A 4,076-nucleotide genomic window follows, 5' to 3' on the forward strand; every position below is an offset into this window, starting at 1 on the left:
CGCTTTCCCCATAGAGCGGCACACGCATCCCGCAGCTTCCACCTTGTCAGAGTTGTCAACGCGGGCCACACCGCCAGAAACAAACCTAATGCACTGGCCCGCATCAAAAAATCTTAGACCAGATTGCAAAATGCTGCAGGCTGTTCGAATGTCGACTTTACTGCAATAAAGTCGATGCTGCCAGTCAAACAAGCAATAGGAATTGCCCCTCATGTACGTCTCCAACCCACAAGCCGTTGTGTTCGATATGGATGGTTTGTTGCTCGATACCGAACGGGTGTATTTTGAATGCTTCCGTACCGCGCTTACAACTCTCGGATTGCCGCAAGATGATGGCCTGTTCCGGCGGCTGGTTGGCACGAACCACATGCTGGGATGCAGGTTGTTGACCGAGGGGCTTTCCGGACGCGTTACACTTCAAGAGTTCAATGCAGTCTGGGATGCAGAAATTAGGTATCAGCTGGCAGATACAATCCCCGTCAAACCTGGTGCGCGGGCACTGGCAGAATATCTGCTTGGACGAGATATTCCTTACATCATCGCGACCAGCATCCCGACAGAAAAAGCGCACCAACATCTAAGCAGGGCAGGTCTCAGCGAACTTTTTCAAAATGTAATAGGTGGCGATCAGGTCGAGGCTAGCAAACCTGCACCAGATATCTACCTTCATGCGACTGCGTGTCTGGGTCACGATCCAGCAACCTGCGTTGCGTTTGAAGATTCGCCTAACGGTGTCCGTGCGGCGCACGCCGCAGGCCTGATAACGGTGCAGGTCCCCGATATCGTTGAGCCCGATGCCGACCTACGCGCACTCGGGCATTTTATTGCCAGCGACATCATCTCCGGAGCGCGCGAGGTTGGGCTGATGGTAGGTCAGAATTAAAAACCGACTTTCATTCATTGAAAGTTAACGGCAGCAAAAGTCCGTCCTGCAGCCCTTTATAGCGACACTTTTAAAGCGTTTCGGGATAAACCTGAGACAAAAGATTATCCTGAAACGCAGTGATAAGCCTATATGGTGTACGCGTTTCGATTTTATGTGATGTCTCAAGGTAAACTCGAAACGCTTTAATGGTTGGTTTCGATGAAACCGCGCTCAAGGAGCAATCTATCTGGCATGGCAAAACAAGTGTTTTACTCCGGCCCACCTTCAAAGATGGCCCGCTCATCCACTGGCGCGACCCGCAGGATATTGGTGGAGCCGGGCGTATTGAACGGGACGCCAGCGGTGACGATGATCTGATCGTCCGGGCCGCCAAACCCATCCGCGGCAGCCGCGCGCGCGGCAGAGACAACGGCCATCTTGAACCGATCCAGTTCGGATGTGATCACGCAATGCAGGCCCCAGGTCAGCATCAGACGCCGCGCGATCGAGACTTTGGGGGTCAGGGCCATGATCGGAACGCGCGGACGCTCGCGGCTCATGCGGGATGCAGTGGTACCGGAATGTGTGAAGCAGCAGATTGCTTTGACGTCGATGGTTTCGGCCACCTCGCGTGCTGCCACGGTGATGGCATCGGGAACGGCGGTGGTGGCCGGGGTTCGCGACGCCTCAATCACTTGGCGGTAGATGTCGTCCGCCTCAACTGATTCCGCGACATTGTTCATCGTCGTGACCGCCTCAACCGGGTAATCACCTGCCGCCGATTCTGCGGACAGCATCACCGCATCGGCCCCTTCATAAATCGCCTGTGCCACGTCCGAAACCTCGGCCCGGGTCGGTACGGGGCTGGTGATCATGCTTTCCATCATCTGGGTGGCCACGATCACCGGCTTGCCGACACGCCGCGCCCCGCGCACAAGGCGCTTTTGGATCGGTGGCAGCGCCTGGACCGGCAGCTCTACCCCAAGATCGCCACGCGCGACCATGATCCCGTCTGATGCCGCCAGGATTTCCTCGTAGGCCGAGACCGCGGCCGGTTTCTCAATCTTCGCCAGAACGGCGGCACGACCCGCAACCAGCGACCGGGCCTCTTCCATATCCGCCGCCCGCTGAACAAAGCTAAGCGCGACCCAGTCAACACCAAGGTTGCAGACAAACTCCAGATCGCGGCGATCTTTTTCGGACAGGGCCGCCAGCGGCAGCACCACGTCAGGCACATTCACACCCTTGCGGTTGGAAATCTCGCCCCCGACGATCACTTCGCAGGTGGCGTGTTCGTCAGAACGCTCCGTCACTGTCAACCGGATCTTGCCGTCATTGACCAGCAGGGTCGAGCCGACCTCAAGCGCTTTCAGGACCTCGGTATGCGGCAGTTGCACCCGGGTCGCATTGCCCGGCGTTTCATCCAGATCAAAGCGAAAGCTTGCACCTTCCTCCAGCATCTCGGACCCGTTGGCAAACACGCCGCAGCGCAGTTTCGGCCCCTGCAGGTCGGCCAGAATGCAGATCGGGCGCTCAACCTCCATCTCAAGGTCACGAATGATCTGATGGCGCCGTTCGATATCGGCATGATCCCCATGGCTCATATTCAGGCGGAACACATCGGCGCCAGCCAGAAACAGTTCCCGTATCACCTCGGGCGTGTCCGAGGCTGGTCCCAGGGTCGCGACAATCTTGACGTTGCGGTTGCGTCTGCGCATCGGTTTTCTATGTCCCATAGTTGAAGGGGCAGGTCCCCTCGATATCAGGGCCCGTTCCCGCGCGGTTATAGCCAAGACAGCACCGGTTGTCCGGTGGAATCTCAAGCTGGACCGGAAATTCCTGTGGCCCTCTGGCACAGGGGCAACGGGCGGTGTAAGAAAGGTCATCTTGAAAGATCATCCTATGCCAGACCCGTTTGAATACCTGCCCGCCCATCAGGCGAGCCCCGTCCTGATGGTGTGCGACCATGCCTCCAACCATGTGCCGGATTTCGTCAATGGCGGTGTTCTTGGTGTGTCGCAGGCGGATATGGAACGTCATATCGCCTATGATGTCGGGGCTGCAGGTGTAACGCGGGAAATGGCCCGGTTGTTCGGGTGTTCTGCCCTGCTTAGCCGGTTTTCCCGGCTGGTGATTGATCCGAACCGAGGGGCCGATGACCCGACGCTGGTGATGCGCCTCTATGACGGGTCAATCATTCCGGCCAACCGCTCCCTGACGCCCGATCAGATCGCAGAGCGTCAGCAGCGATTGTACGAACCGTATCATCAGGCCATCACGGCCGAGATTGACCGGATACAAACCGCAGATCTGGTGCCGCATCTGATCTCCATGCATTCCTATACACCGCAACTGCGCGGCCGGGATCCGCGCCCGTGGCATGTCGGTGTGTTGTGGGATCAGGATGATCGTCTGGCGGGTCCGCTGATCAAGGCGCTTGAGGCGCAACCGGATCTGGTGGTCGGGGATAACCAGCCCTATTCCGGGCAGTTGCGCGGGGACAGCATGTACCGGCATGGCACCTCTCGCGGGGTGCCGCATGTGCTGATTGAAATCCGCAACGACCTGATTGAGGATGACGCCGGTCAGAAAGCCTGGGCCGCACGACTTGTCGATCTGCTGACCCCGTTGGTCCCGGTCGCGTGACAAATCCTCTGCCGCAACTAAATTAGTCCTGAACAAAGTGAGAGAGCCATGGACGCCCAGACCCAGCTAGAACTCGAAGCCGCCGCTTTCCGCCGTCTACGCGATCACCTGCAGGAGCGGACCGATGTGCAGAATATCGACCTGATGAACCTGAGCGGCTTTTGCCGCAACTGCCTGAGCCGTTGGTATATGGAAGCGGCGCAGGAAAAGGGCGTTGATATGGCCAAGGATAAGGCCCGCGAGATCGTCTACGGCATGCCTTACACGGAGTGGCGGGATCACTACCAGACCGAGGCGTCGGGCGATCAACTGGCAACGTTTGAGAAGACCCGGCCAGAGGAGTAATTTGGTTCAACAGACTGGAGCGTCACGTCCTATCTGAAGGGCGATTCGCGGCCTTTGGTTTGCAGAACTTTAAGTCCTCAAACCGGCCAAGCGGACCTTTCGCCAGCGCGCAGCGAAGGTCTTGAACGATGAAGATTTTCTGATGCGGGCCAGGGTGCGCGGTTTCGGCTTGGCCTGAGTGTGGTCCGCGTTGGAAAATCTCTCAGGGAGGAAGCTGCGG

General features: G+C 57.9%; 4 protein-coding genes. 3 read left to right on the forward strand and 1 reads right to left on the reverse strand.

Annotation, left to right across the window (positions count from 1 at the left end):
• The first annotated feature begins 211 nt into the window (after positions 1-211).
• Positions 212-883: an HAD family hydrolase gene (locus ACW9UQ_RS18355; RefSeq protein ID WP_458932440.1), complete on the forward strand. Its 672-nt coding sequence runs from the start codon at positions 212-214 to the stop codon at positions 881-883.
• Between the two features lie 251 nt (positions 884-1,134).
• Here ACW9UQ_RS18355 and pyk read toward each other — a convergent pair whose 3' ends face one another.
• Positions 1,135-2,583, reverse strand: coding sequence for a pyruvate kinase (gene pyk, locus ACW9UQ_RS18360; protein WP_458932441.1), 1,449 nt, complete (start codon positions 2,581-2,583; stop codon positions 1,135-1,137).
• Between the two features lie 184 nt (positions 2,584-2,767).
• Between pyk and ACW9UQ_RS18365 the strand changes: the two genes are divergently transcribed.
• Both ACW9UQ_RS18365 and ACW9UQ_RS18370 read left to right on the forward strand, forming a co-directional pair.
• Positions 2,768-3,511, forward strand: coding sequence for an N-formylglutamate amidohydrolase (locus ACW9UQ_RS18365; protein WP_458932442.1), 744 nt, complete (start codon positions 2,768-2,770; stop codon positions 3,509-3,511).
• Between the two features lie 48 nt (positions 3,512-3,559).
• Positions 3,560-3,856, forward strand: coding sequence for a DUF1244 domain-containing protein (locus tag ACW9UQ_RS18370; RefSeq protein ID WP_458932443.1), 297 nt, complete (start codon positions 3,560-3,562; stop codon positions 3,854-3,856).
• The last annotated feature ends 220 nt before the right edge of the window (positions 3,857-4,076 follow it).

The sequence above is a fragment of the Halovulum sp. GXIMD14793 genome (genome assembly GCF_054457435.1).

Coding starts and splice junctions, on each gene's coding strand:
- ACW9UQ_RS18355 (WP_458932440.1), top strand. CDS start 212: ATGTACGTCTCCAACCCACAAGCCGTTGTGTTCGATATGGATGGTTTG.
- pyk (WP_458932441.1), bottom strand. CDS start 2,583: ATGCGCAGACGCAACCGCAACGTCAAGATTGTCGCGACCCTGGGACCA.
- ACW9UQ_RS18365 (WP_458932442.1), top strand. CDS start 2,768: ATGCCAGACCCGTTTGAATACCTGCCCGCCCATCAGGCGAGCCCCGTC.
- ACW9UQ_RS18370 (WP_458932443.1), top strand. CDS start 3,560: ATGGACGCCCAGACCCAGCTAGAACTCGAAGCCGCCGCTTTCCGCCGT.